General features: G+C 73.6%; 20 protein-coding genes. 9 read left to right on the top strand and 11 right to left on the bottom strand.

Going from position 1 to position 20,005, the window contains the following annotated elements; all coding sequences use genetic code 11:
- Positions 1-44: 44 nt before the first annotated feature.
- The gene (locus H1226_RS17890; RefSeq protein WP_258349441.1) at positions 45-1,127 is read left to right on the top strand and encodes an S-(hydroxymethyl)mycothiol dehydrogenase; all 1,083 of its coding nucleotides are present in this window, start codon (positions 45-47) and stop codon (positions 1,125-1,127) included.
- A 157-nt stretch (positions 1,128-1,284) separates the two neighbouring features.
- Here the strand turns inward: H1226_RS17890 and H1226_RS17885 are convergent, their stop codons facing one another.
- On the bottom strand, positions 1,285-2,532 hold the full coding sequence (locus H1226_RS17885) for a flavin-containing monooxygenase (protein ID WP_258341759.1): 1,248 nt from the start codon (positions 2,530-2,532) through the stop codon (positions 1,285-1,287).
- 377 nt (positions 2,533-2,909) lie between these two features.
- Between H1226_RS17885 and H1226_RS17880 the strand changes: the two genes are divergently transcribed.
- The 4 genes from H1226_RS17880 (at position 2,910) to gdhA (ending at position 7,506) form a co-directional block, all read left to right on the top strand.
- Positions 2,910-3,869, top strand: coding sequence for a 2-hydroxyacid dehydrogenase (locus tag H1226_RS17880; RefSeq protein WP_258341758.1), 960 nt, complete (start codon positions 2,910-2,912; stop codon positions 3,867-3,869).
- 130 nt (positions 3,870-3,999) lie between these two features.
- On the top strand, positions 4,000-4,311 hold the full coding sequence (locus H1226_RS17875) for a hypothetical protein (protein WP_258341757.1): 312 nt from the start codon (positions 4,000-4,002) through the stop codon (positions 4,309-4,311).
- Positions 4,311-5,732, top strand: a complete 1,422-nt coding sequence (locus tag H1226_RS17870) for a sodium:solute symporter family protein (protein ID WP_258341756.1) — start codon at positions 4,311-4,313, stop codon at positions 5,730-5,732. The genes H1226_RS17875 and H1226_RS17870 overlap by 1 nt, the downstream gene beginning before the upstream one ends.
- A gap of 424 nt (positions 5,733-6,156) precedes the next feature.
- Positions 6,157-7,506, top strand: coding sequence for an NADP-specific glutamate dehydrogenase (gene gdhA / locus H1226_RS17865; protein WP_258341755.1), 1,350 nt, complete (start codon positions 6,157-6,159; stop codon positions 7,504-7,506).
- Positions 7,507-7,597: 91 nt separating this feature from the next.
- Here gdhA and H1226_RS17860 read toward each other — a convergent pair whose 3' ends face one another.
- The 3 genes from H1226_RS17860 to H1226_RS17850 are packed head-to-tail and all read right to left on the bottom strand — an operon-like array spanning position 7,598 to position 10,291.
- A complete protein-coding gene (locus H1226_RS17860; protein ID WP_224961023.1) occupies positions 7,598-8,377 on the bottom strand; it encodes an ABC transporter ATP-binding protein in 780 nt (259 codons plus the stop codon).
- Positions 8,370-9,404, bottom strand: coding sequence for a taurine ABC transporter substrate-binding protein (locus tag H1226_RS17855; RefSeq protein WP_258341754.1), 1,035 nt, complete (start codon positions 9,402-9,404; stop codon positions 8,370-8,372). The genes H1226_RS17860 and H1226_RS17855 overlap by 8 nt, the downstream gene beginning before the upstream one ends.
- Positions 9,405-9,427: 23 nt before the next feature.
- A complete protein-coding gene (locus H1226_RS17850; protein ID WP_258341753.1) occupies positions 9,428-10,291 on the bottom strand; it encodes an ABC transporter permease in 864 nt (287 codons plus the stop codon).
- Positions 10,292-10,618: 327 nt separating this feature from the next.
- Here H1226_RS17850 and H1226_RS17845 point away from each other — a divergent pair, with 327 nt between their 5' ends.
- The 3 genes from H1226_RS17845 to H1226_RS17835 are packed head-to-tail and all read left to right on the top strand — an operon-like array spanning position 10,619 to position 13,244.
- A complete protein-coding gene (locus H1226_RS17845; RefSeq protein ID WP_258341752.1) occupies positions 10,619-11,563 on the top strand; it encodes a MetQ/NlpA family ABC transporter substrate-binding protein in 945 nt (314 codons plus the stop codon).
- The gene (locus tag H1226_RS17840; protein ID WP_258341751.1) at positions 11,560-12,585 is read left to right on the top strand and encodes a methionine ABC transporter ATP-binding protein; all 1,026 of its coding nucleotides are present in this window, start codon (positions 11,560-11,562) and stop codon (positions 12,583-12,585) included. Before H1226_RS17845 ends, H1226_RS17840 begins: the two co-directional genes overlap by 4 nt.
- The gene (locus H1226_RS17835) at positions 12,582-13,244 is read left to right on the top strand and encodes a methionine ABC transporter permease (RefSeq protein ID WP_258341750.1); all 663 of its coding nucleotides are present in this window, start codon (positions 12,582-12,584) and stop codon (positions 13,242-13,244) included. Before H1226_RS17840 ends, H1226_RS17835 begins: the two co-directional genes overlap by 4 nt.
- 14 nt (positions 13,245-13,258) lie before the next feature.
- Here the strand turns inward: H1226_RS17835 and H1226_RS17830 are convergent, their stop codons facing one another.
- The 7 genes from H1226_RS17830 to H1226_RS28355 form a co-directional block, all read right to left on the bottom strand.
- Complete coding sequence (locus tag H1226_RS17830) at positions 13,259-14,815, bottom strand: alpha/beta hydrolase (protein ID WP_258341749.1); 1,557 nt, start codon at positions 14,813-14,815, stop codon at positions 13,259-13,261.
- A 54-nt stretch (positions 14,816-14,869) separates the two neighbouring features.
- Entirely contained in the window at positions 14,870-15,670 is an 801-nt protein-coding gene (locus tag H1226_RS17825) for an ABC transporter permease (protein ID WP_258341748.1), read from the bottom strand.
- The gene (locus H1226_RS17820; RefSeq protein ID WP_258341747.1) at positions 15,667-16,842 is read right to left on the bottom strand and encodes an ABC transporter substrate-binding protein; all 1,176 of its coding nucleotides are present in this window, start codon (positions 16,840-16,842) and stop codon (positions 15,667-15,669) included. The genes H1226_RS17825 and H1226_RS17820 overlap by 4 nt, the downstream gene beginning before the upstream one ends.
- Positions 16,842-17,573 (bottom strand): ABC transporter ATP-binding protein, encoded by a 732-nt coding sequence (locus H1226_RS17815; RefSeq protein ID WP_258341746.1) that lies wholly within the window; start codon positions 17,571-17,573, stop codon positions 16,842-16,844. The genes H1226_RS17820 and H1226_RS17815 overlap by 1 nt, the downstream gene beginning before the upstream one ends.
- Complete coding sequence (locus tag H1226_RS17810; protein WP_258341745.1) at positions 17,549-18,616, bottom strand: acyl-CoA dehydrogenase family protein; 1,068 nt, start codon at positions 18,614-18,616, stop codon at positions 17,549-17,551. Before H1226_RS17810 ends, H1226_RS17815 begins: the two co-directional genes overlap by 25 nt.
- Before the next feature lies 1 nt (position 18,617).
- Positions 18,618-19,151 (bottom strand): DUF4242 domain-containing protein, encoded by a 534-nt coding sequence (locus H1226_RS17805; protein WP_258341744.1) that lies wholly within the window; start codon positions 19,149-19,151, stop codon positions 18,618-18,620.
- 81 nt (positions 19,152-19,232) lie between these two features.
- A complete protein-coding gene (locus H1226_RS28355) occupies positions 19,233-19,316 on the bottom strand; it encodes a putative leader peptide (protein WP_373690083.1) in 84 nt (27 codons plus the stop codon).
- 52 nt (positions 19,317-19,368) lie between these two features.
- On the opposite strand from H1226_RS28355, the gene H1226_RS17800 reads away from it, so the two are divergent.
- Complete coding sequence (locus tag H1226_RS17800; RefSeq protein WP_224961036.1) at positions 19,369-19,938, top strand: TetR/AcrR family transcriptional regulator; 570 nt, start codon at positions 19,369-19,371, stop codon at positions 19,936-19,938.
- Positions 19,939-20,005: the final 67 nt, after the last annotated feature.

Below are 20,005 nucleotides of genomic sequence, written 5' to 3'. Positions count from 1 at the left end.
CCGAATCCTGCAGGATTTTCCCCACGTCTGAACTGGAGCTCTGGATGACCGAAGTGCGCGGCGTAGTGGCGACCGGCAAGGGCAAGCCGGTCGAGGTCACCACCATCATCGTTCCCGATCCCGGTCCGGGTGAGGCGGTGGTGCGGGTGCAGGCGTGCGGGGTGTGCCACACGGATCTGCATTATCGGGAGGGCGGGATCAATGACGAGTTCCCGTTCTTGCTGGGGCACGAGGCGGCCGGTGTGGTGGAGTCGGTGGGGGCCGGGGTGGTGGATCTCGAACCCGGTGATTTCGTGGTGTTGAACTGGCGTGCGGTGTGCGGGGTGTGTCGGGCGTGTAGGCGGGGTCGTCCGCAGTACTGCTTCGACACGCACAACGCGGCGCAGCCGATGACGTTGCTGGATGGGACTGCGTTGTCGCCGGCGTTGGGGATCGGTGCGTTCGCGGAGAAGACGTTGGTGCATGCGGGTCAGTGCACGAAGGTGGATCCGGCGGCGCGGCCTGCGGTGGCGGGGTTGCTGGGGTGCGGTGTGATGGCGGGGATCGGTGCGGCGGTGAACACCGGTGGTGCGGGTCCGGGTGATTCGGTCGCGGTGATCGGCTGCGGCGGTGTGGGTGATGGTGCGATCGCGGGGGCGAGTTTCGCGGGTGCGCGGCGGATCATCGCGGTGGACAAGGATCCGGCGAAGTTGGCGTGGGCGGAGGAGTTCGGTGCCACGCACACGGTGAACGCGGCCGAGGTGGACACGGTGGCGGCGGTGCGGGAGCTCACCGATGGGTTCGGGGCGGATCTGGTGATCGACGCGGTGGGGGTGCCCGCGACGTATGAGCAGGCGTTCTACGCGCGGGATCTGGCCGGGACGGTGGTGCTGGTGGGGGTGCCGACTCCGGAGATGAAGCTGGAGTTGCCGTTGCTGGAGGTGTTCGGGCGGGGTGGTGCGTTGAAGTCGTCCTGGTACGGGGATTGCTTGCCGAGCCGGGATTTCCCCATGCTGGTGGAGATGTATTTGCAGGGCAGGTTGCCGTTGGAGAAGTTCGTGACCGAGGAGATCTCGTTGGACCAGGTCGAGTCCGCCTTCACCAAGATGCACGACGGAGAGGTTCTCCGTTCGGTGGTGGTGTTCTGACTCGTTCTGCTCGGCGGGACGGGTAGCGACTCGTGCTGCGCAGCGTTCGGGTGGCGGCGCCCCTGTTGGGCTGGCGGGTGGCAGGCCGCCGAACCGTCCGGTGCGGCGCTGCTGGCAGGCACTCGGACGCGGCGCGGGCGGTGGCGGAGCTGCATGCTCACCCGGCCAGGTCGGAAACCCGTTGCGCGCAGTCGCATTCCGGTTCGCCGGAGGTGCGGGCACCGGCCTGGCGCTGCCGCCGGGCGATGAGCTTGGCGGTGGCGCGCGCTTCGGTGGCGATCCGGTGCAGGTGCCCCGCCGGGTGGTTGGTGAAGCCGAGGAAGTGCAGGTCCGGTGCTTCGGTGAGTTCCGGCGCCACGGGCAGGTCCTGCGGCGTCGCCAGCACGTCCGGCCCCACCAACCGGGCCAGCCCGGTCCGGTAGCCGGTGGCGGCGATGACGTGGTCCGGCCGGATGCGGCTGCCGTCGGCGAGCACCACCTGGCTGCGGTCCACGCTCGCCACCGCCGGGACCGGCTGCACGCGTCCCTTCCGGACGGCTTCGACGATGCCGCGGTCGTGCACCGGGCTGCTCCCGTCCCGCCGGATCCGCGCGTAGAGCCCTTCCTGCGGGCGCGGCAGCCCGTGCCCGCGCAGGTCCGGGAGCTGAGCTCGGGTGAACGTCCGGGTCAGCAGGTCGGCGGCGGAGGTCGGCGCCTTCGCGAGCAGCACCCCCAGCCGCTGCCACCGGTCCGCCGCGGCGGGCACGATGGTCGGTGGGGTGCGCACCGACCACCAGACCCGGGTGGCGCCGTGCTGGGCGAGGGCCGTCGCGATCTCGGCGCCGCTGTTGCCACCGCCGACGACGAGGACGTCGCGCCCGAGGTGCCGGTCCGGGTTCCGGTAGCGCGCGGAGTGCAGCAGCAGCCCGGAGAACCCGTCCAGCCCCGGCCAGTCCGGGATGTGCGGGGTGTGGGCGAGCCCGGTCGCGATGACCACCGCCCGCGCCGTCGTGGTCTCGCCACCGGCCCGCAGCCGCCAGCAGCGCTCCCCGCCGATCCGCTCCGCGGGCCACACCCGCTCCACGGTGGTGTTCGGCCGGACGTCCAGCTCGTGCCGCTGGGCGTAGTCCTCCAGGTAGCGCACCAGGTCCGCCCGGGCGACCCACCGCCCGAAGCGGCGCGGGATGCGCATCCCCGGCAGCCGGGACAGCGAGCGCGCGGTGTGCAGCCGCAGGTGGTCGTAGTGGTGGCGCCAGCTCGACCCGACCTGCGGGCCGCGCTCGAACACGGTGGCCGCGATGCCGCGGCGGGCCAGCTCGGCCGCGACGGCGAGCCCACCGGGCCCGGCGCCGATGATCGCGACGGGGGTCTCCCGGTGGTGGGCGCGGACCTGGTGCCGGCACGTGCGAAGCGGATCGGTGTGCACGCGGACCTCCTGCGAGGTGGGGGACGATCACCCCCTACGTCGGCCGGGAGCGGCCTGCTCTGACGCCCGCGAAGATCGGTTCACCCGCTCGTGCCACCGCGCACGCGGAAGATCCACACGACCAGGTTCTCCCGAACCGGGTGCTGTCAGGCGGTGAGCGGGTGGTGGCCGCGCGTCTCGCGCCCGGCCCGGCGCACCGCCGCGGGCGCTTCCGCCGCGCAGCGAGCGCGACCGGCACCGCACCGGACGGCCGTGCGCCGGTGCGCCGCGGCCGAGTCGGGAAAGGCGTCGGCGGATGCCGGCTCGGTGTTGGAAGCGGCATCGGTGCAGGCCTAGGCTGCGAACAGCCCCCACCCCGCCGCAGGAGGAACCCCCGCATGCCCCAGTCCGCCCCGTCCGGCACCGTCCTCCAGGTCTGCGAGCTGCTGCCGTCGCTGGAGCAGGAGATGGCCGCGCGCTACGACGTGCTGCGGCTGCACGAGCAGCCCGATCCCGCCGCCTGCCTGGCCGAGCGCGGCGCGGACGTGGTCGCCGCGGTGACCAGCGCGCGCTACGGGGTGAGCGACGAGCTGATGGACGCGCTGCCGAAGCTCGGCGCGATCGTCCACTTCGGAGTCGGCTACGAGCGGACCGACGTGGCCCGCGCCCGGGCCCGCGGCATCGACGTCAGCAACACCCCCGACGTGCTCACCGACTGCGTCGCGGACCTCGCGGTGGGCGGGCTGATCGACGTGCTGCGCGGGCTGTCCGCCGCCGACCGCTACGTGCGGCGCGGCGAATGGGTGCCCGGCGGTTTCGGGTTGCGCACCAAGGTCAGCGGCAAGCGCGTCGGCGTCCTCGGGCTCGGCCGCATCGGCCGCGCCATCGCGCGGCGGCTGGAGGGGTTCGGCGCCGAGATCTCCTACCACTCGCGGCGTCCCGTCGACGGCGTCGGCTACCGGTACGCCGGGTCGGCGCGGGAGCTGGCCGCCGGGGTGGACGTGCTGGTGATCGCGACCGCCGGGGGAGCGGGGACCAGCGGCCTGGTCTCGGCGGAGGTGCTGACCGAGCTCGGACCGCGCGGCTACCTGGTGAACATCGCCCGCGGCAGCGTCGTGGACGAACCCGCGCTGGTCTCGGCGCTGGTCGAGGGCAGGCTCGCGGGCGCCGCGCTGGACGTGTTCGCCGACGAGCCGAACGTGCCCGCCGCGCTGCTGGACCGGGACGACGTGGTGCTGCTGCCGCACATCGCCAGCGCCACGCGCGAAACCCGCGAGGCGATGGGAGAGCTGACCTTCCGCAACCTGGAGCGCTTCCTGGCCGAGGGCACCCTGGTCACCCCGGTGCCGCCGAGCTGACCCGCCCCGGGTGACCCCGCGCTCACCCGCACCGCTGCGGGCGGCGGGCGGTTAGCGTGTCCGGCGCACGGTGCGCTGCTCGACCCGCGACGACCGCGGGCGGAGACGGCCACCTGCGCAGGAGGCTGACATGAGCGGACGAGAGCGGAGCGGGCCGCCGAGGCCCGGTCCACGCGGCGCGCGGGGAGCGCTGCGGCCCTTCCACGCGGTGCTGGTGCTACCGGTGATCGCGCTGCTGGGCACCCCCTTCTTCCCCTTCGTCAACACCCCGGCGCCCTGGTTCGGGCTGCCGTCGGTGGTGGTGTGGGTGTGCGGCTGGTGCGTGCTGACCAGCCTGCTGCTGGCGTGGGTGCTGCGGCGCGAGGAGCGGGCCGGGCTGATCTCCGGCGACGACCCGGTGGGCCCGGTCGCGGAGAGCACCGGGGAGGTGGGCGCCCCGTGATGGCGACCGCGCTGCTCGGCCTGGTGCTGATCGCCGTCGTCGGCCTGCTCGGCAGGCGCGGCGGCGGCTTCGACCTGGCCGCCTGGACCGTCGGGGGCCGCCGCTTCGGCGCGGTGGCCACGTTCTTCCTGCAGGCCGGGGAGATCTTCACGACCTTCACGTTCCTCGGCATCTCCGGGCTGGTGCTCGGCGGTGGCGTGGCCGCGATGTACATGCCCTCGTACCTGGTGCTCGGCTACGTCGGGATGTTCCTGGTGGCGCCGCTGGTGTGGCGGCTGGGCAAGCGCCACGGGTACCGGACGAACTCGGACTACCTGCGCCACCGGTTCCGCAGCCCCGTGCTGGGCGGGCTGACGGCGGTGCTGGCGATCGTGTTCTTCATGCCGGTCATCCAGGTGCAGCTGGTGGGGCTGGGCACGATCGTGTCGTTCATGACCGGTGACGAGCGGACCGGCACGGCGAGCGTCGTGGTGGCGATGCTGCTGGTGCTGCTGTTCGTGCTGTGGTCCGGGTTGCACGGGGTGGCGGCGACCTCGTACCTGAAGGACGTGCTGATGGTGGTGGCGCTGCTGGTGATCGCCGGCGGCGTGCTGCTGGCGCGGCAGCCGGAGGGCGGGCTGTTCACCGCCGTGTTCCGGGGCGCGCGGGAACTGCTGACGATCCAGCCCGCGGGTTCCTACGGCACCGCCTGGTACGTGTCGAGCATCCTGGTCAGCGCGGCCGGTTTCGGGGCGATGACGCTGCCGTCGAGCTGGCCCGCGGTGCTGTCGGGGCGCTCGTCGAAGGCGGTGGCGTCGAACCACGTGTTCCTGCCGCTGTACACGGTGGCGGTGGCGATCCCGGTGCTGGTCGGCTTCTACGCGGTCGCCGACGCGACCACCCCGGCCGGCGCGGAGAACGCGGCGCTGCTGGAGCTGGCGCAGCGCACGTTGCCGGCCCCGCTGCTGGCGGTAGTGCTCATCGGCGGCGCGGCCTGCGCGATGGTGCCCGCGGCGGGCGGGCTGATCTGCGTGGCGACGCTGGTGTCGAGCAACCTGGTGCCGTCCGGCATGGCGGAGGGCGCGCGGCTGCGGGCGAGCCGGATCACCGCGGCCGTGGTCTCGGTGCTGGTGCTGGCGTTGACGTTGGGCCGCCCGGACCTGATGGCGAACCTGTACCTGCTCACCTACAGCGGCATGATCCAGCTGGCGCCCGCGAACCTGCTGGCGCTGCGGGAACCGGTGCCGGTGCGGTCCTCGGCGGTGCTGGCGGGTCTCGTCGCGGGGGAGTGCGTGGTGCTGGTGTCCGCGGTGCTGCAGGTGAACCCGTTCGGCGTGAACTCGGGGCTCACCGGCCTCGCGGTGAACCTGCTCGTGCTGGGGGCGGCCGCCGCGGTGCGCCGCCGCTGCCCGGCGCCACCGGAACCGGCTCCGATCGGCTGAACGACCGGCCCGCGAACGGGTCCGCCGGGACGTCCGGCGGACCCGTTCCACTGTGAGCAGGGCCACTCGTGAGCAATGCCACCGGGAAAACGGTCCGCGACTCGCGACTCCGCGCCCGGTGACACGCGTGCGTGCTCGTGCGAAGCTGGGCAACCGGCCCGAAACCCGCCGGAAACCCGCGTGTCCGCCGGTTTTTCGCCGGCCCGAGGTGGTGCGAGCGCCGCGGAATCGTGTTTCCGGCGTGTTTCGGGCAGGTTTCGGCGGCCGGTTCCGGATGCCGTTCGCGGCGCGAGGGCCGGGATAAGGTCTGCGGCGGCGGGTCGGGCCGCCGCGATACCGAGGCTGGCAGCGGGCCGGGCCCACCGGGTGGCGCACCGGTGCGGACCCCCGCGCGCCGGGCGATCACGAGTTGGAGGAGCGAGCTGTGGCGAATCTCGACGAGAAGCTTCAGGACATCTACGACGAGGTGCTGCACCGCAACCCCGGGGAGGACGAGTTCCACCAGGCGGTGCACGAAGTCCTCGACAGCCTCCGCCCGGTCGTCGCCAAGCACCCCGAGTACACCGACGCCGAGGTCATCCGCCGCCTGTGCGAGCCGGAACGGCAGATCATTTTCCGGGTGCCGTGGGTGGACGACAAGGGTTCGGTGCAGATCAACCGCGGGTTCCGCGTCGAGTTCAACTCCGCGCTCGGGCCGTACAAGGGCGGCCTGCGGTTTCATCCCAGCGTCTACCTGGGCATCGTGAAGTTCCTCGGTTTCGAGCAGATCTTCAAGAACTCGCTGACCGGCATGCCGATCGGCGGCGGCAAGGGCGGTTCCGACTTCGACCCGAAGGGCCGCTCCGACGGCGAGGTCATGCGGTTCTGCCAGTCGTTCATGACCGAGCTGTACCGGCACATCGGCGAGTACACCGACGTTCCCGCCGGGGACACCGGGGTCGGCGGCCGGGAGATCGGCTACCTGTTCGGCCAGTACAAGCGGATCACCAACCGCTACGAGTCCGGGGTGCTCACCGGCAAGGGCCTCAGCTGGGGCGGTTCCCAGGTGCGTCCGGAGGCCACCGGCTACGGCACGGTGTTCTTCGTGGACGAGATCCTGAAGACGTCCGGGGATTCCTTCGACGGCAAGAAGGTCGTCGTGTCCGGTTCGGGCAACGTCGCGCAGTACGCCATCGAGAAGGTGCACCAGCTCGGCGGCACCGTCGTGGCCTGTTCGGACTCCAGCGGGTACGTGGTGGACGAGAAGGGCGTCGACGTCGCGCTGCTGCAGGAGATCAAGGAGGTGCGGCGCGCCCGCATCGACGAGTACGCCACCGCCCGCGGCGACGGCGTCCGCTTCATCTCCGGTGGTGCGGCCTGGGACGTGCCGTGCGACATCGCGCTGCCCTGCGCCACCCAGAACGAGCTGGACGCCGACCACGCGGCCGAACTGGTCCGCAACGGCTGCAAGATCGTCGCGGAGGGCGCGAACATGCCCACCACGCCGGAGGCCATCAAGTTCCTGAACGACGCCGGCGTGAAGTTCGCGCCCGGCAAGGCGGCGAACGCGGGCGGCGTCGCGACCTCCGCGCTGGAGATGCAGCAGAACGCCTCGCGGGACTCGTGGACGTTCGAGCACACCGAGCAGCGCCTCGCCGAGATCATGCGCGGCATCCACGACCGCTGCCTGCAGACCGCCGACGAGTACGACGCCCCCGGCAACTACATCGTGGGCGCCAACATCGCGGGCTTCACCCAGGTCGCGGACGCGATGCTGTCCCTCGGCGTCGTGTGATCCGCACCCGCCGGCGTAGCGGACCAGCGAGCTGAACGGCCCGATCGACCACCGCGTCCGGTCGGGCCGTTCCGCTGCGGCAGGTCGCGGCTCAGGCGGGCTGGAGCGCGGCGCGGACGGCGGTGGAGACCTCGCCGCGCAGCCGGGCGAACTCGGCCGAGGCGCGCAGCTCGTCGGCGGGAATCCCGCTGCGCGGCAGCGGAACCGGCAGGTCCAGCTCGACCCGGCCCGGCCGGTTGCTCAGTACGATCACCCTGCTGGCGAGGAAGACCGCTTCGTCGACGCTGTGCGTCACGAACACGGCGCCCTGCTCGGCGTCGTCGGTCAGCGAGCGCAGGTCCTCCTGCAGGCGTTCCCGGGTGAGCGCGTCGAGCGCCGCGAACGGTTCGTCGAGCAGCAGCAGGCCCGGCCGCCCGGCGAGGGCGCGGGCGATGGCGACCCGCTGCTGCTGGCCGCCGGAGATCTCCCAGACGCGCCGCCCGCCGATCTCGGCGAGCCCCACGCGTTCCAACAGCTCCGCGCGCCGCTGCGCCCGCTGCCCGCGCGGCACCCCCGCCCAGCGCAGCGCCGCGTCCAGGTTCCCCGCGACCGAGTGCCACGGGAACAACCGGGGTTGCTGGAACACCACGCCCACGTCGCGGCCGGGCACCGGGGCGCGCCCGTCGAGGGCGACGGTGCCGGTGCTGGGCCGTTCGAAACCGGCGACCAGCCGCAGCAGCGTGCTCTTGCCGGACCCGGACGGGCCCACGATCACCACGAACTCGCCGCGTTCGACGCGCAGGTCCAGCGGCCCGAGCGCGGTGACGGCGTTCGCGCCGCGCCCGTAGGAGCGGGTGGCTCCGGTGATCTCGACGAGGGGTTCATCAGGCATGAGCGGGCTCCGGGATGCGCAGGGCTCGCTGGAAGGTCGCGAGGTCGGGCAGGGCGTCGATCTTCTGCTGCGCCAGCAGGAATCCGGCGTTGGCGCGCAGCCGCGCGGCGAGCTCGCCGGGCGCCTGCGGGCTGCCGAAGTACTCGGGGCCGCGCTGTTGTTCCAGGTCGAGGTAGATGTTCTGCCGCAGCTGGCCCAGCGCGTCGTCCACGCTGCTGCCGAGCTGCCTGCTCACCGCCTCGGCGACCGGCCTGGGATCGGTGCGGATCTGCCGGATCGCCGCGTCGGTGGCGTCCAGCCAGCCCTGGGCGACGTCGGGGCTGCGGTCGAGGAATTCCCGTGCGGCGACGGCGAAGGTGAGCGTGGGCTCGCCCGCCGCGGCGAGCTGCGCGCTGTCCACCAGCACCGTGCCGTTGCGCCGCAACGCGGTGAGCGTCGGCGTCCACAGGTAGGCGCCGTCGAGGTCGCCCCGCTCCCACGCCGCCTGGATGTTCTGCGGTTCCAGGTCGACGATGTCGACCCCGCCCGGGTCGACGCCGTGCTGCCGCAGCGCGGCGAGCAGGCTGTAGTGCGCGGTGGAGCTGAACGGAGCGGCGACCTTGCGCCCGGTCAGGTCCGGGATCGCGCGGATGCCGCGGTCGCCGCGCACCACCAGCGCCTCGCTGCTGCCGATCACGTTGAGCAGCTGGATCACCTGGTACGGCACGGCCAGCGGCGGGCTGAGCGCCTGCGCGGCGGGACTGCTGCCGATGACGGCGATGTCCAGCGCCCCGCTGAGGAACGCGGTGTTGATGCTCGCGCCGGAGTCGAACGCGGTCCACTGGAACTCGTGTTCCGGGAACCGCTGCTCCAGGGTGCGCTGCTCCTTGACGAGCAGGGTGCTGTCGGCGAAGTTCTGGTAGGCGATGCGGACCTTGCGGGCCTTCTCCTCCTCGGACTCGCCGCCGACGCCGCACGCGCTGAGCGCGGGGACGGCCGCGGCGGCGCCGAACAGGCCGAGCGCGGCGCGCCTGCTGAACCGGTGCACGGGTTCTCCTCTCACGGGGGTGGTCAGACGCGGCTGCGCCACGGGGACAGCGACTGGCGGACCGCGACGATCAGCAGGTCGATGACGAGGCCGGTGATGCCGATGACGAACAGGCCGAGGATCACCACGGCGGTCTGGTTGTAGCGCTGGGCGTTGAGCACCATGCCGCCGAGCCCGTCGGCGCCGTTCACGGTCTCCGCGGCCACCACCGACCCGTAGGCGATGCCGACGGCCAGCCGGACGCCGGTGAGGATCTCGGGCACCGACGCGGGCAGGATCACCGAGGCGATCACCTGCGCCCGGTTCGCGCCGAGCGCTTCGGCGGCCTCCACGTACTGCTTGCCGACCCCGGTGACCGCGGCGGCGGTCGCCACGGCCACGGGCGGGAACGAGGCCACCATCAGCAGGTACACCTTGGGTTCCTCGTCGATGCCGAACCAGATGACCAGCAGGCTCAGGTAGGCCAGCGGCGGCAGCGCGCGGATGAAGGTGACCAGCGGCTCCAGCATCACCCGCACCGGCCGGACCAGACCCATCACCAGGCCGAGGGCGAGTCCGATCAGGACGCCGTACCCGACTCCGTAGGCCAGCCTGCGCAGGCTCACCGCGAGGCGTTCCAGCAGCGTGTAGCCGGCGTAACCGGACTGGCCGTTGCCGGCGTCGCTGGTGGACAGCAGCTGCGCCCACACCTGGGCGGGCGCGGGCACGATCTGCTCGGGCCAGATCCGCAGCGCGGCGACGAGCTGCCACACCAGCACCAGCACCACGACGGCGCCGAGCCCCAGCAGCGGGCCGCTCAACGGGCGCACCGCGCTCAGCGCCCGGTTCGCGGCGCCGGCCCCGGCCGGTCCGGAGGTGTCCCGTGGTCTTCCATCCTGCTTCAGCACGGCGTGCAACGTAGGCACTGCTCCTCGGGTCGGGCAACGCGTTCCGAATCCCGGGACGGACCAGGTCGATCCGAAACGTCCACAGTGGATCGTCAGGCCGGTGGTGATCGCCGGAGGGCGGGGGCGCGCGATCGGTCCGCGCAGATCACCTGCGCGCACCCGGCGGCCCGGCGCCGCGGACGGCGCCCAGCACACCTGCGGCCGCCCGGGCAAGGGGGCGGCCTGTGATTCCAGATCTCGGCACGGTTTCCGCGGAGGCGGGGCTCCGGTGCATCGTTGCGGCATCTCGCCGCGGGAGGCCCGCGCACGCCCACTGGGAGGTCCACCATGTCCGCAAGAGCCGCAGACGAACTGCCGGAGAAGCCGCGGCGGAGTCGCCGGGGGTTGCTGGTGGCGGGCCTCGCACTCGTCGTGGTGCTGATCGCCGGTGCGGTGTTCGCCGCGTTCGGCACGGCGGGATCCGACGGGGCGGACGGCCGGATCACGGTGCGCATCGGGGCCACGGACGCGAGCAAGGAGTACTGGACGACGTTCCGGCAGCTCGCCGCCGAGCACGGGATCGACCTGCGCACCGTCGCCTTCAGCGACTACAACCAGGCGAACCCGGCGCTCGCGCAGGGCCAGATCGACGTGAACCTGTTCCAGCACCTGCTGTTCCTCGCCGATCACAACGCGGCGACGGGCGACACCCTCACCCCGATCGGCTCCACCTCCGTCGTCCCGCTGAGCCTGTACTCCCGGCGGCACGCCGACCTCGCCGGCATCCCGGCCGGCGGCACCGTCACCATCCCGAACGACGCGACGAACCAGGCGCGGGCGCTGCTGGTGCTCCAGCGGGCCGGGCTGATCTCGTTGCGGGGCGGGGGAAACCCGCTGTCGACCGTCGCCGAGATCGACGCGGCCGCATCGAAGGTGCGCGTGCTGCCGGTGGACACGGCGCAGACGGTGGCCTCGTTGCCGTCGGCCGATGCGGCGGTCGTGAACAACAACTACGCCCTGGACGCGGACCTCGACCCGTCCCGCGCGCTGTTCGGCGACGACCCGGCCGGGCCCGCCGCGCAGCCTTACACCAACGTGTTCGTCACCCGCGCCGAGGACGCCGACGACCCGACGTACGCGAAGCTCGTGGAGCTATACCGGGACGAACGGGTCGCCGGCCAGGTGGCCGCGGATTCCCGCGGCACCGCGGTGCCGGTGCGGCGCTCCCCGGCGGAGCTGCGGTCGATCCTGGCGGAGCTGACCGACGAGGTGCGCGCGGCGGGTGGCCGGTGAACCCGCTCATCGAGTTCCGCGGCGTCGGCAAGACGTTCGGCTCGGGCTCCCGGGCGGTCACCGCGCTGGAGGGCATCGACCTGTCCGTCGAACCCGGGGAGGTGTTCGCGGTGATCGGGCACTCGGGCGCGGGCAAGAGCACGCTGGTGCGGCTGATCAACGCGCTGGAGCGGGCCGACTCGGGGACCGTGCTGGTCGGCGGCACCGACATCACCGGCCTTCCCGAACGGCGGCTGCGGCAGGTCCGGCGCGGCATCGGCATGGTCTTCCAGCAGTTCAACCTGCTGCGTTCGCGGACCGCGTTCGGCAACGTGGCCTACCCGTTGAAGGTCGCGGGCTGGGATTCGGCCCGGCGCGAGGAGCGGGTCGCGGAGCTGCTGCGGTTCGTCGGCCTGCTGGACAAGGCCTGGCACTACCCGGACCAGCTGTCCGGGGGCCAGCAGCAGCGCATCGGGATCGCCCGCGCCCTGGCGACGAACCCGGAGATCCTGCTCGCCGACGAGGCGACCAGCGCGCTCGACCCGGAGACCACCGGGGAAGTACTGGACCTGCTCGGGCGGATCAACGCCGAGCTGGGCATCACGATCGTGGTGATCACCCACGAGATGGACGTGATGCGGCGGATCGCCGACCGGGTCGCGGTGCTCGACGCGGGCAGGCTCGTCGAGCAGGGCCGGGTGGCGGACGTGTTCGCGAACCCGGCGGCGGAGACCACGCGGCGGTTCGTGCGCACCGTCCTGCCCGATCGGCCCAGCGACGCCGAGCTGGCGCGGCTGCGGGCCAGGAACCCCGGTCGGCTGGTCACCGCCCGGATCGGCGGCGAGCAGCGGGTCGGCGCGGTGCTCTCGGCGGCCCTCGCCGAGCACCGGGTGCGGTTCGAGGTCGTGCACGGCGGCGTCGAGGAACTCGGCGGCGACGCGTTCGGCAGGCTCACCTTGGAGCTCGCCGGCGCGGACGAGGACGTGGACGCGCTGATCGCCGCCCTGCGCGCGGTCACCGACGTGGGGGAGCTCGCGGCGTGAACATCGACTGGGAGACCATCGGCCCGGTGCTGCTGAGCGCCGTCGCCCAGACCATCGGGATGGTGCTGGTGACGATGCTCGTCGGCGGATTCCTCGGGCTGGTGCTGGGAATCCTGCTGCACACCACCAGGGCAGGCGGCCTGCTCGCGAACCGCGCGGTGTTCACCGCGCTGAACCTGCTGGTGAACATCATCCGGCCGATCCCGTTCATCATCTTCATCACCGCGATCGGTCCCGTGACGCTGGCCGTCGTCGGCACCACGCTCGGCACCCCGGCGGCGACGTTCGCGCTGGTCGTGGCCGCGACGTTCGGGATCTCCCGCATCGTGGAGCAGAACCTCGTCGGCATCGACCCCGGCGTGATCGAGGCGGCGCGGGCGATGGGGGCGAGTCCGCTGCGGATCATCGGCACGCTGCTGGTGCCGGAGGCGCTGGCGCCGCTGATCCTCGGCTACACCTTCGTGTTCGTCGCGGTCGTGGACATGACGGCGGTGGCCGGGGCGGTCGGCGGTGGCGGGCTCGGCGACTTCGCGATCACCTACGGGTACCAGCGCTTCGACTGGACGATCACCGCCATCGCAGTGCTGATCATCATCGTGCTGGTGCAGGCGGCCCAGTTCGTCGGCAACCGGCTCTCCCGCGCGGCGCTGCGGCGCTGAGCCGCGTCCGGTGCTCAGCCGAGCGGGCTGACGGCGGCCAGCGGCCAGCCGAGCAGCACGCCGCCGACGACGGCGGGCAGCCACCACGCGGCACCGGTCCGGGCGAGCACCGCCGCCCACGCGAGGTGCCAGAGCAGCAGCGCCCCCAGCAGCGGCGCGATCAGCAGCACGAAGCTCGGCAGCACTCCCGCGACCGCGCACACCCCGACGCCGAGCAGCGCGGCGACCAGCACCGCCGCCCGCACCGCGTCCTGCCGCGGGCCGGTCCGTCCGCTGGCCGCGAACTCCGCTGCGGCGCAGGCGATTCCGCAGGCGACGACGACCAGCGGGGTCCACCACCAGCGAGCACCGTGCGGCACCGGCTCGGCCAGCGCGATCCCGATGGGCGCGGCCACGGCGAGCAGCGCGCAGCAGATGACCGCCGCCGGCCGCCAGGCCGAACCGGACCGTCCACATCGGACACCTCGGGCATCTCGGACGTCGTGCGCGCTGCGGGCGCCTCGGCCCAGCACCGCGCAGCTCCCGAGCCCGAACAGGAGGAGGAACAACCCGATCTCCCCGCCCACCGCCAGCGGGGACCAGCCGCCCGGCGCCAGCACCGAGCCCGCCGCGGCGAGCCCGAGCCCGGCCGCGACCGCGGCGGCGACCGCGGGCACCGACGGCGCCAACCCCGACCCCGGTTCCGGTTCCGGGCTCGCCGAGCCGAACAGCCGGCGCGCGAAGGGGAGGAAACCGACCGCGAACGCGGCCCACAGCAGGACCGCGGGCCACAACCGCTCGCCCGCCGCGACCCGCACCGGCGCGGACACCTGCAGCGAGTCCTGCAGCCAGCGCGCCGCCGCCGCGTGGGCCCGCGGCGCGAAGAGGATCGAGAGGTGCTCGGCGCCCGCGACGGTGCCGCCCCGCCGGGCGTTCTCCCGCGCCGGATCGGCGGGCGCGCCCCACACCGCGTCGGGGCGCCCGGCGCGCAGGGCCTGCTCGGCCGCGCGGTGGAACACCGGGAACTCGAACTGCCCGGTGAGCAGCAGCAGGTCCGCGGGCAGCGCCGGGTCCGGTGGGATATCGGAGCCGGGCAGCGACACGGCCACCGTCGCGGCGATCGCGGGATGCTCCGCCGCGTACCGGTGCACCGCACCGGCCCCCATGGAATGGCCGACCAGCCCGATCCGCTCCGGATCGACTCCGGGCGTCCGCCGCAGCAGCCCGACGGCCGCATCGAGGTCCGCCGCCAGCCGCACCTCCCGCTCCGGCCCGTCGGGCAGCGGCGCCGGATTGGCCCCGTGCCCGGCGAAGTCCGGCAGCGCGACGGCGAACCCGGACCGCGCCAGCGTCGTCCCCCAGTCGGCCATCAGGCGGCGGCTCGCGGCGTGCCCGTGCGCCACCACTACTCCCGGAGCGGACCCGGCCGACGCGGCGGGGCGCACCAGGTCGACCGGCACGCCGTCGACGACGGTGCTCGTGCGCACCACACCGGAATCGACCCCGGCGAGCCCGAAACCCGCCCCGGCGGCCAGCAGCACGACCAAGGCGGGAACCAGCCACGACGAAGCGGGACGCGCGACGTTCACCACGCCGAGATCGTCCCACGGGGCGCGGCGGTGATCACGCGCGCGGCGGGTCCGCGCTCACCGCCGCGGGCGCAGCAGCGTGCGGGCGAGGGCGTCGAGGAGGTAGCCGAGGACGCCGATCACCAGGATCACCGCCATCACCTGGTCGTAGGCGAGCTGGTCGCGGGAGTTGAGGATCTGGTACCCCAGTCCGGAATCCACGCCGAGCATCTCCGCGGGCACCAGCACCACCCACGCGATGCCGAGCGCCAGCCGCAACCCGGTCAGCACGTGGGTGCGGGCGGTCGGCAGCACCACGCTGGTGAGCACTTCGAACCGGGTCGCGCCGAGCGACCGCGCCACCCGGACGTGACCGGGTGAGACGGCGTGCACCCCGGCGGCGGTGTTGAGCACGATCGGCCACACCGCCGCGGCCGCCACCAGGAACGTCACCGGCCGGTGCCCGATGCCGAACACGGCCACCGCGATCGGCGCCCAGGACAGCGGCGAGATCATCCGCAGGAACTGGAACACCGGCCGCGTCGCCCGCTCCACCACGTCCAGCGACCCGACCAGCAGCCCGACCGGGACGCCGACGACCGCGGCGATGAGCATGCCCAGCAGCAGCCGCCACAGGCTGGCCGCCACGTCCGGCAGCAGCACGCCCCTGGCCAGCAGGTCGCCGATCGCGGCAACCGCGTGCTGCGGGGCGAACGCCGTGAGCAGCCGGTCGCCGGTGAGCACGTCGGTCACCAGCCACCACACCGCGACGGCCACCAGCACCGCCACCAGCGGCGGCCCGGCCCGGTGCGCGAGGCCCGGCCGGTCGGTCCGGGCGGGGCTCGTGTCCTCGGCGCCGCGCGGGGAGAGCGTGGTCATGCGGGGTTCACCTCTTCGCTGCGGGTCAGGGAGCCGGGCAGGCCGAACGCGGCCGGTCCGCCGAGGCGGCGCAGGCTGCCGCGCACGAACCGGTCGTCGACGAGCTGTCCGTGCACCTCGTCGGTGCGGAGGCCGTCGAGGAACCGGGTGTCGCCGTCGACGACCGTGGTGCGCATCGATTCGACGAGTTCCGCGGTGAACCCGGGGAACGGGAACGGCTGGAAGCCGATGCGCTGCCCGGACCACTCCGGGTGGTGCAGGGCGTGCGGGTAGGGGGCCGCCGGATACTGCAACGCCTTCGACACCGCCTTCAGCGGCTGCGGCAGGTAGTTCCCGCCGGTGAGCGCCCGCGCGCCGCCCGCCCGGTCGTGGGCGAGGCCGAGCTGGGTGATCGCCAGCGCGTCCACCAGCCCCTGCACCCGGCCCGGTGCGGTGTCCAGCAGGTCCTGGTGCGCGAGCACCACGCAGCAGGCGTGGTCGCGCCACACGTCGCCGACGAACCGCAGGATGCGCCCCACGCCCTTGATCTCGGCGATCGCGTTGAACGGGTCGGCCACGATGTAGCCGCCGACGGAGCCGCCGTCCAGCGCGGGGACCATGTCGGAGGGGCTCATCACCACCAGCTCCACCGTGCCGTCCGCGGCGGAGGGCCGCTGCCGCACCACCGGGGTGAGCCCGGCGGCGCGCAGCATCCGCTGCAGCACGATGTTGTGGATGGACCACCAGAACGGGATGGCGACCTTGTGCCCGGCGAGCTGCTCGACGCGCTCGACGTCGCGGCGCACGGTGAGCGCCGAGCCGTTCGTGTGGTTCCAGGCCAGCACCCGGCAGTCCGCGCCCATCGCGTAGCGCAGCTGCACCGCGAACGGCATCAGCAGGTGCACCACGTCGACCTGCCGGGTGAGGAACGCTTCGGCCAGCGACGCCCAGCTGCGGAACTTCACCGGCCGTGCCGCGCCGGTGCCGTGCTCGTCGAGCAGGCCGCTGCCGTGCGCGAGCAGCAGCGGTGCCGCGTCGGTGATCGGCAGGTAGCCGATGCGCAGCGCGGTGGAGGAGACGTCGCGGTGCCGCGCCGCGTTGAGCCCGAGGTCGGTGGCGGCCCCGATGCCCCCGGCTGCGCCCAGCGCTCCGGCGCCCAGCAGCAGCGACCGGCGCGACCACAGCGAGCCCATCAGGTCGCTCCGGCCGCGACGGGGCTCGCCGGGTAGTGCGCGAGCAGTTCCGCCCGCAGCGGGCCGTCCGCGGTGCCGGGGGAGTTCGGCCATTCCCGCGCCACCGCACCGGAACCGTCGAGCATCGCGATCCGGTCGGCGACCAGCAACGCCTCGTCCACGTCGTGGGTGACCAGCACCGAGGTGAGCCCGAGGTCGTCGGTGCTCGCCCGCACCCACCGCTGCAGGTCGGCGCGCGCCGCCGGGTCCAGCGCGCTGAACGGTTCGTCGAGCAGCAGCAGCGCCGGGCCGATCGCCGCCGCCCGCGCGACCGCGACCCGCTGCGCCTGCCCGCCGGAGAGCCGGTCCGGGTAGGTGCCGGCGAGCTCGGCGAGCCCCAGCCGCTCGACCAGTCCCGCCGCCCAGTCCGGCGAGAACCGCGCCCGGTTGGCCCGGTAGCGGCCGCCGAGCAGCACGTTGTCCCGCACGGTCAGCCACGGCATCAGGTGCGGCTGCTGGAACACGGCGCCGATCGGCGGCCGCGCGCCACCGGCCCACTCCAGTGCGCCGCCGTCGAGGGTTTCGAGCCCGGCGAGGATCCGCAGCAGCGTGGACTTGCCGCAGCCGCTGGGGCCCAGCAGCACCACGAACTCCCCGTCCCGCACCACCAGGTCCAGTCCGTCGAGGACCTTGCGGTGGTGCGGCGGGTACGACTTCTCCGCGCCGCTCAGGCGGACCGTGACAGTTCCCACCGCAGTTGTCCTTCCGTCGGGGCCTGGATCGGGAGGAAGGCGGCCTCGCGCAGCCTGCGGCTCGTCGGGCTGGTGGCGGCGTAGCCGCGGCCACCGGTCACCGCCGCTTCCAGCCTGCTCGCCGCACCGGCCGTGCGCGCCGCGTCCAGCCGCAGCCGCAGCAGGTCCGCGGGCCGCTGCGGGACGCGGGCGAACTCGAACAGCCGGGACCGCACCGAGTCGTGCGCGGCGGCGAGCTCGCCGAAGTCCGGGCGGAACTCGGCGTTCAGCCCGTCCAGCGCGGTCGCCGCCTGCCGCCGGGACGCGCCCGCGAGCCCGGCGCAGAACGCGCTCTGCACCAGCAGGAAGGTCGGCCGGACCGCGCGCACGAAACCGGTCAGGTCCGTGCTGAGCACGTCCGCCGCCGGCACGTCCACTTCGGTCAGCGCCACCGACGAGGAGCCGGTCGCACCGAGCGCCAGCAGCTCGGGTGCCGAGTGGACGGTCACCCCGGGGTCGCCGACGCGCAGCACCGCGATCAGCCCGCCGCCGTCGGCGAACCGGGCGGGGACCACCACCAGCGCGTCGTCGAACAGGTTCGACGCCCAGCGGATCGGCCCGGTCAACCGCACCCCGGTGCCGGTCCGCTCGGCCAGCACCGGCACCGGTTCGATCCCGGCGACGTGCTTCATGGCGGGCGCCATCGCGGTGACGCCGATCCGCGAGCCGGTGCGCAGCCCGTCCAGTTCCCGCGCCGCTGCCGCGTCGGCGGGGCCGCGGGCCACGTACTCGACGACCATCCGCTGCGCCCACAGCGAGAACGCCGAGGACAGGCAGCCGGCCGCGACGTCCTCGACGAGCAGCAGCATCGTGGCGAGGTCGCCGCCGCAGCCCGGCGCGCCGAGCTCCAGCAGCCCGCGTTCCCCGAGGAACCGCAGGCCGGGCCGCACGTCGGCGTCGCCGCGGTCGAGCGCCGCCGCGCGGTCGGCGAAGTGCTCGGCGATCTCGGCGCGGCCCGGGTGGTCCGCGGGCGCGCCGGTCCGGTCGGTGTGCGCGGCCGTCATGTCAGCCCCGGTCCAAGGTGTGCAACCGGTCGACGGGCGTGCTCACGGCGTCGCGCGCCTTGCGCACCACGCCCTCGTCGGGTGCGTCGTAGAGGCACAGGCACTTGGCCATGTCCTCGCGCACGTAGGTGCGCAGGAACGTCACCTCGGGCACCTCGGCGTACTTGGGCGCCTTGGCCTTCTTGTTCGCCAGGTAGGTGTCCATGTCCAGGTCGGCGGGGAAGTCCCACTCGACGAGGTAGCCGGCTTCGGGGCGGGCGGCCTTGACCTCGGCGAGGTCGGCGCCGACCAGGCGGACCAGGTGCGGGCCGGCGAGCTCGGCGACCTCGGGCAGCCGCTCGCCGCGCAGGGTGGCGAGGTCGGCGTCGTCCGCGGCCTCCACCACGGCGAACACCCGGTCCCGCGCGCCGGTGACCTGCGATTCGATCAGTTCGGCACCCGCTTCGCGCGCGGCGGTGTCGAAGGCGGCGAGCAGCTGCTCGGTCCGCTGGCGGGCGTCGTCGGCGGGCACGATCTCGTACAGGAACAAGGACATGGCGGGGCCTCCGTGCGGGCAGGGGGATGCGCGGCGGCGGACGACGGCTCAGGTCGTCCGCGCGATGTCGCGAGAGGGGGTTCAGGCCAGGGGAGCGGGACAGATCGCGCTGGTGACGCGGAGCAGGTCCACCTGCAACCGCCGCACGAGCTCCGAACCTGGCATGCCACCCTAGGGCTAGACCGATCGTTCTGTCCATCGATGTTAGGCTGTGTCCATGGCCACCACGCGATCCGGCGCAGCCGCTCCCGCCCAGCGACTCCTGGACGCGGCCGGAACCCTGTTCGTGCGGGAGGGCATCCGCGCGGTCGGCATCGACCGGGTGCTCGCCGAAGCCGGGGTCGCGCGCGCCAGCCTCTACCACGCCTACGGCTCCAAGGACGGCCTCATCGCCGCCTACCTCGACGACCAGGACGAGGCCGACCGGGGCAAGTGGGAGAAGGCCGCCGCCGAACTGGACTCGCCGCGCGAGAAGGTCCTGGCGCTGTTCGACCTCGCGCACGGCGCCGCGCTGGACCGCCGCTTCCGCGGTTGCCTCTACCTCAACGCCGCCACCGAGTTCCCCGATCCGCAGCACCCGGCGCGCGCCGCCATCGACCGGCACCGCGCCTGGCTGCACGAGCTGCTCGTGGACCTCGCCGGGCGGTCCGGGGCCGCCGATCCCGAGGCGACCGCCGAGCGGATCCGGCTGATCTACGACGGCGCGGTCGCAGGCTCCAAGTTCAGCCGCGGCACCGAACCGATCGAACTGGGCAAGCGGCTCGTCGCCGAGCTCCTCCCCGGCTGACCGCCATTCCCGGGAAATCCCCTTCCATTCTGGGAAAAACGGGAGCGCGGTCGCCCGCATTGCCCTG

It is taken from the genome of Saccharopolyspora gregorii (genome assembly GCF_024734405.1).
GTDB classification, from domain to species: domain Bacteria; phylum Actinomycetota; class Actinomycetes; order Mycobacteriales; family Pseudonocardiaceae; genus Saccharopolyspora_C; species Saccharopolyspora_C gregorii.
Note: the sequence above shows the minus strand (reverse complement) of the source record. Positions and strands in the feature narration are given on the sequence as shown.

Coding starts and splice junctions, on each gene's coding strand:
- H1226_RS17875 (WP_258341757.1), top strand. CDS start 4,000: ATGAGCGGACGAGAGCGGAGCGGGCCGCCGAGGCCCGGTCCACGCGGC.
- H1226_RS17845 (WP_258341752.1), top strand. CDS start 10,619: ATGTCCGCAAGAGCCGCAGACGAACTGCCGGAGAAGCCGCGGCGGAGT.
- H1226_RS17810 (WP_258341745.1), bottom strand. CDS start 18,616: ATGACGGCCGCGCACACCGACCGGACCGGCGCGCCCGCGGACCACCCG.
- H1226_RS17825 (WP_258341748.1), bottom strand. CDS start 15,670: ATGACCACGCTCTCCCCGCGCGGCGCCGAGGACACGAGCCCCGCCCGG.
- H1226_RS17890 (WP_258349441.1), top strand. CDS start 45: ATGACCGAAGTGCGCGGCGTAGTGGCGACCGGCAAGGGCAAGCCGGTC.
- H1226_RS17800 (WP_224961036.1), top strand. CDS start 19,369: ATGGCCACCACGCGATCCGGCGCAGCCGCTCCCGCCCAGCGACTCCTG.
- H1226_RS17860 (WP_224961023.1), bottom strand. CDS start 8,377: ATGCCTGATGAACCCCTCGTCGAGATCACCGGAGCCACCCGCTCCTAC.
- H1226_RS17880 (WP_258341758.1), top strand. CDS start 2,910: ATGCCCCAGTCCGCCCCGTCCGGCACCGTCCTCCAGGTCTGCGAGCTG.
- H1226_RS28355 (WP_373690083.1), bottom strand. CDS start 19,316: ATGCCAGGTTCGGAGCTCGTGCGGCGGTTGCAGGTGGACCTGCTCCGC.
- H1226_RS17805 (WP_258341744.1), bottom strand. CDS start 19,151: ATGTCCTTGTTCCTGTACGAGATCGTGCCCGCCGACGACGCCCGCCAG.
- H1226_RS17870 (WP_258341756.1), top strand. CDS start 4,311: ATGGCGACCGCGCTGCTCGGCCTGGTGCTGATCGCCGTCGTCGGCCTG.
- H1226_RS17820 (WP_258341747.1), bottom strand. CDS start 16,842: ATGGGCTCGCTGTGGTCGCGCCGGTCGCTGCTGCTGGGCGCCGGAGCG.